3 protein-coding genes are annotated in these 5,987 nt (G+C 70.4%); 2 read left to right on the top strand and 1 reads right to left on the bottom strand.

The window, feature by feature from the left end; translation table 11 throughout:
• Nucleotides 1-665 precede the first annotated feature (665 nt).
• Entirely contained in the window at nucleotides 666-3,191 is a 2,526-nt protein-coding gene (locus HCJ92_RS21230; RefSeq protein ID WP_167935222.1) for an ATP-dependent Clp protease ATP-binding subunit, read from the top strand.
• Between the two features lie 111 nt (nucleotides 3,192-3,302).
• Here the strand turns inward: HCJ92_RS21230 and HCJ92_RS21225 are convergent, their stop codons facing one another.
• A complete protein-coding gene (locus tag HCJ92_RS21225) occupies nucleotides 3,303-3,947 on the bottom strand; it encodes a TetR/AcrR family transcriptional regulator (RefSeq protein WP_167935221.1) in 645 nt (214 codons plus the stop codon).
• 288 nt (nucleotides 3,948-4,235) lie between these two features.
• Between HCJ92_RS21225 and HCJ92_RS21220 the strand changes: the two genes are divergently transcribed.
• Nucleotides 4,236-5,954, top strand: a complete 1,719-nt coding sequence (locus HCJ92_RS21220) for a DHA2 family efflux MFS transporter permease subunit (RefSeq protein ID WP_338054301.1) — start codon at nucleotides 4,236-4,238, stop codon at nucleotides 5,952-5,954.
• Nucleotides 5,955-5,987 lie beyond the last annotated feature (33 nt).

Here is a 5,987-nt window from a genome sequence, read left to right as displayed (position 1 = left end):
GTCCCCGGCTCGGAGGCGACTCCCCGGCGGCGCGCCTCCGCCTCCTCGCGGGCCGTCCACCCGCCGCTCCCGCCCCGGCTGCCGCCGCGCGCACCGCGCCAGCAGGGGCCCCGTGGGCTACGCTTGGTCCCGATGCTGCTGCCCTGCGTGTTCGCCGCTGCTCCCGGGTTCCGCCGCGGGTGGCGCCGCCACCCCGGCATCGCCCCGCGCGGCCCGGGTTCCCCCGGTCCGGCCCCGGCGGCACGAGCGGCGCCCCGACCACTCGTCCGCGCCGGTCCGGTGTTCGCCGGTAGCGGATGTTGTGGGTCCGCGCTGCATGGAGTGACAGCCTGGACGGGTAGGAAGCCCCCAGTGAAGACGGGGTGTCCCCGGCAGGTGAAGGAGGGCCCGACCTGCGCGGCGAACATTGCTGTTCGCCCTCGGCGTAAGCCATGTCAGGTGGAATCTCCTGGCCTACGGGAACATCGTCTCTCACTATCGGGTTGAACTGTTGTCGGCTGTTCGGGGCAGGAGGGCCGGTGTCGGCTGCATTGTCCCGACGCTGAGGCGATTCGGGCCGGTGTCGGCAGTTGGAATGAGCGGTCCCGGGCCGCGGGACTAAGCTGCGGAAGGACAGAGAGGGGACCGACCCCTTACTGACTGACCGCTCTGAGGAGCGATTAACGATGTTCGAGAGGTTCACCGACCGTGCGCGGCGGGTTGTCGTCCTGGCTCAGGAAGAAGCCCGGATGCTCAACCACAACTACATCGGCACCGAGCACATCCTTCTGGGTCTGATCCACGAGGGTGAGGGTGTCGCCGCTAAGGCCCTGGAGAGCCTCGGGATCTCGCTCGAGGCGGTCCGCCAGCAGGTGGAGGAGATCATCGGCCAGGGCCAGCAGGCCCCGTCCGGCCACATCCCCTTCACCCCCCGGGCCAAGAAGGTGCTGGAGCTCTCGCTGCGCGAGGCCCTCCAGCTCGGCCACAACTACATCGGCACCGAGCACATCCTGCTCGGCCTGATCCGCGAGGGCGAGGGCGTCGCCGCCCAGGTCCTGGTGAAGCTGGGCGCCGACCTCAACCGCGTGCGGCAGCAGGTCATCCAGCTGCTCTCCGGTTACTCCGGTGGTAAGGAGGCCGCGACCGCGGGCGCCCCCACCGAGGGCACCCCCTCCACCTCCCTCGTGCTGGACCAGTTCGGCCGCAACCTCACGCAGGCCGCCCGTGAGTCCAAGCTCGACCCGGTCATCGGGCGCGAGAAGGAGATCGAGCGGGTCATGCAGGTGCTGTCCCGTCGCACCAAGAACAACCCGGTGCTGATCGGTGAGCCCGGCGTGGGCAAGACCGCCGTCGTCGAGGGCCTGGCCCAGGCGATCGTCAAGGGCGAGGTCCCGGAGACGCTGAAGGACAAGCACCTCTACACCCTCGACCTGGGTGCGCTGGTCGCCGGTTCCCGCTACCGCGGTGACTTCGAGGAGCGCCTGAAGAAGGTGCTCAAGGAGATCCGCACCCGCGGCGACATCATCCTGTTCATCGACGAGCTGCACACGCTGGTCGGCGCCGGCGCCGCCGAGGGAGCCATCGACGCCGCGTCGATCCTGAAGCCGATGCTGGCCCGTGGCGAGCTGCAGACCATCGGTGCCACCACGCTCGACGAGTACCGCAAGTACCTGGAGAAGGACGCCGCGCTCGAGCGCCGCTTCCAGCCCATCCAGGTGGCTGAGCCGTCGATGCCGCACACCATCGAGATCCTCAAGGGGCTGCGCGACCGGTACGAGGCGCACCACCGTGTCTCGATCACCGACGCCGCCCTGGTCGCCGCCGCGCAGTTGGCCGACCGGTACATCTCGGACCGCTTCCTGCCGGACAAGGCGATCGACCTGATCGACGAGGCCGGTTCCCGCATGCGCATCCGTCGGATGACCGCGCCGCCGGACCTCCGCGAGTTCGACGAGAAGATCGCGAACGTCCGTCGCGAGAAGGAGTCCGCGATCGACTCGCAGGACTTCGAGAAGGCCGCCTCCCTGCGGGACGACGAGAAGCAGCTGCTCACGCAGAAGTCGCAGCGGGAGAAGGAGTGGAAGGCCGGCGACATGGACGTCGTCGCCGAGGTCGACGAGGAGCTGATCGCCGAGGTCCTCGCCGCTTCCACCGGCATCCCGGTCTTCAAGCTGACCGAGGAGGAGTCCTCGCGGCTGCTCCGCATGGAGGACGAGCTCCACAAGCGCGTCATCGGCCAGGAGGACGCCATCAAGGCGCTCTCCCAGGCGATCCGCCGTACGCGCGCCGGTCTGAAGGACCCGAAGCGTCCGGGTGGCTCGTTCATCTTCGCCGGCCCGTCCGGTGTGGGTAAGACGGAGCTCTCCAAGACGCTGGCCGAGTTCCTGTTCGGTGACGAGGACGCGCTGATCTCCCTCGACATGTCGGAGTTCGGCGAGAAGCACACCGTCTCCCGGCTGTTCGGTTCGCCTCCCGGCTACGTCGGCTACGAGGAGGGCGGCCAGCTCACGGAGAAGGTGCGGCGCAAGCCGTTCTCGGTGGTCCTCTTCGACGAGGTCGAGAAGGCGCACCCGGACATCTTCAACTCGCTGCTGCAGATCCTGGAGGACGGTCGCCTGACCGACTCCCAGGGCCGGGTCGTGGACTTCAAGAACACGGTCATCATCATGACGACCAACCTCGGCACCCGGGACATCTCCAAGGGCTTCAACATGGGCTTCGCCGTCGCCGGGGACGTCAACACCGGCTACGAGCGGATGAAGGCCAAGGTCAACGAGGAGCTGAAGCAGCACTTCCGCCCCGAGTTCCTCAACCGCGTCGACGACACGGTGGTCTTCCACCAGCTGACGCGCGAGGACATCATCAAGATCGTCGATCTGATGGTGGCCCAGGTGGACGAGCGGCTCAAGGACCGGGACATGGGCATCGAGCTCTCCCCGGAGGCCAAGTCCCTGCTGGCCAAGCGCGGGTACGACCCCGTGCTCGGCGCCCGGCCGCTGCGCCGGACGATCCAGCGGGAGATCGAGGACGTCCTGTCGGAGAAGATCCTCTTCGGCGAGCTCCGCTCCGGTCACATCGTGGTCGTCGGCACCGAGGGCACGGACAAGGAGGCCAAGTTCACCTTCCACGGTGAGGAGAAGGCCGCCCTGCCCGACGCCCCGCCGGTGGACGCCGCGGCCGGCAAGGGCCCGAACCTCTCCAAGGAGAGCTGAGCAGCCGTCCCCGGACGGTCGCCGCTGAGCGCCTGACACGACCGCGCCCCCGCCGCCTCTCGATGAGGCTGCGGGGGCGCGGTCCTGTGCGTGCGGCGGAGCGGGCCGCGGTCAGCCCTCGGCGCCGCCGGCCACGTCGCCGCCGTTCACGGCCGCGGCTCCGGCGGGTCCGTCACCGGCGGCGGCGGTGAGGAGTTCCTGGGCGACCTGGAGCGCGGCGAGCCGCTTCTCCTCCGGGCCGACGTCGATGTACTGGGAGACGGCGAAGACCGCGGCGTGGATGGTGTGCAGCGCCGCCAGGCCACGGATGCGGTCCACGGTCGCCGCGGTGGGCGGCACCAGCAGCGCCCCCAGCACCCGTACCCGCTCCTTGAAGCGCTCGCCGAGGTGGAACCGGCCCAGGCTCGCCTGGTTCTCCTGCATGAAGCGGAAGAGCGGGCCGGCGGAGGCCATGGCCTCGCTGTAGCGGCGCAGGACCTCCCGCTTGTTCTCCAGGGTCGGCTCCTGCTCGCCCGCCCACGCCACGATGGCGTCGATGGGTCGGGTCCACTCGTCGTAGATCGCGACGACGAGTTCCTCCTTGGTCTTGAAGTGGTAGTAGAGCGCCGCCTTCGTCACGTCCAGTTCCTCGGCGATCTCCCGCAGCGAGGTGTTGTCGTAGCCGCGTGCCACGAACAGGCGGAGGGCCACCTCCTGGATCCGCCCGCGGGTGTTGCCACGCCGGCCTCCGGTCGTGTCGCCTTCCGTGCCGCTCATACCTCTCCTTCGCCGTGCCGCCTCGTGGTGGTGCCGCTGTATTGTCCCGCAGCCGTGTCGGCGCGGGGACGGGCCGTGTCGGACCGCCGCCGACCGCGCCTTCCGGCGGGGTGCGGCTGCGCTCGCCCCCGGCGCCCCGGGGCCGCCACCGGCTGGACCGGGGCCTGGCAGGGGCAGGCCAACTGACTTGACGCCCGGCAAGTGGCTGCCGTAGCTTGCGTTACTGTACCCGAACTAGCCGGTCGGCAAGTAAGTGAGGCCGGTGTGAGCAGAACCGGTGGGAGCGCAGTGACCCGGGACACCCGACCCGAGCAGCAGGCCGAGCAACCGGCCGACCGGCCGGCAGGCGGCAGGAAGCCGCGCGGCATCCGCATCGTCCTCGTCGCGCTGATGATCTCGGCGCTGCTGGCCATGCTCGACAACATGATCATCGCGACCGCGATGCCGACCATCGTCGGTGACCTCGGCGGACTCGCCCACCTCTCGTGGGTCGTCACCGCCTACACCCTCGCCACCGCCGCCTCGACCCCCGTGTGGGGCAAGCTCGGCGACCTGTACGGGCGGAAAGGCATCTTCCTCACCGCCATCGTCATCTTCGTCGCCGGCTCCGTCACGTCCGGCGCCGCCCAGACGATGGGCCAGCTCATCGGGTTCCGCGCCCTCCAGGGGCTCGGTGCCGGCGGTCTCCTCGTCGGCGTCATGTCGATCATCGGCGAGTTGATACCGCCGCGGGAGCGCGGTAAGTACCAGGGCCTGTTCGCCAGCATCATGGCCGTCGCCATGATCGGCGGCCCGCTGCTCGGCGGCATCATCACCGACAGCCTCGGATGGCGCTGGGCCTTCTACATCAACGTGCCGCTCGGTGCGATCGCCATCGCCATGGTCGCCACCGTCCTCCACCTGCCCAAGCGCCGCAGCACCGCCCGGATCGACTACACCGGCGCCGTACTGCTGACGGTCGCCATCACCGCGCTCGTCCTCGTCACCACCTGGGGCGGGTCCGAGTACGGGTGGGCATCGCCCACCATCATCGGCCTCGCCGTCGTCGGCGTCGCCACACTGGCGGTGTTCATCGTGGTGGAGCGGCGCGTCGCCGAACCGCTGCTGCCGCTCGGCCTCTTCCGCAACCCGAACTTCTCGCTCGCCGTGGGCATGGGCTTCGTCCTGGGCATCGTCATGTTCGGCGCGATGATCTTCCTGCCCGTCTACCAGCAGGCCGTTCAGGGCGCCTCCGCCACCAACTCCGGTATGCAGCTGCTCCCGATGCTGCTCGCCATGATGAGCGTCTCGCTCATCGTCGGCCGGGCCACCACCCGCACCGGCCGCTACCGGATCTTCCCGATCGTCGGTGGCGCGCTGGTCGTGACCGGCCTGCTGCTCCTCTCCACCGTGGGCACCGACACCTCACGGCTCACCACCGGACTCTCGATGGCCGTGCTCGGCTGCGGCATGGGCTGCCTGATGCAGCTCACCATGCTCATCCCGCAGAACAGCGTCGAGCTGCGCGACATCGGCGTCGCCTCCTCCACGGCGACCCTCGCCCGCACGCTGGGTGGCTCCTTCGGCGTCGCCGCTCTCGGCTCGCTCTTCAACTCCCGCCTCGCCGCCTCCCTCGGCGACGCCGCCGGAGCGGTGGACGTCGAGATCGGCGAGGGCGGCGGTCAGCTCGACGCCGCATCGCTCGCCGCCCTGCCGGACGCCGCCCGCGTCGCCTACCAGGACGCGGTCAGCTCGGCAGTCGGTCTCATCTTCCTCGTCGGCGCCTGCGTCGCCGTGGCGGCCTTCCTTGCCGCCTGGTTCATCCGCGAGGTGCCGCTGCGCGGCGCGGAACCCGCCCCGGCCCCCGCCGCAGGCGGGCCCGCAGCTCCGACTGTGCCGCTCGTCCCCGAGTCGGCCGGCGTGGCGGACGGCACCGACCGGGAGGGGAGCGGCACCTCCGCCGGCGCGGCCGGCGCCTCCGGCGAGGACGGCGCCGAGGGCGCCCGAACCGCCCCCGCCCGCAGCTGAGGCACCCTGCGGGCGAGCCCCGCCCGCACCGCC

The organism is Streptomyces spiramenti, from assembly GCF_012034385.1.
Classification (GTDB): Bacteria; Actinomycetota; Actinomycetes; order Streptomycetales; family Streptomycetaceae; genus Streptomyces; species Streptomyces spiramenti.
The sequence above is the reverse complement of the archived record's forward strand: the minus strand, read 5'-3'. Positions and strand labels throughout refer to the sequence as shown.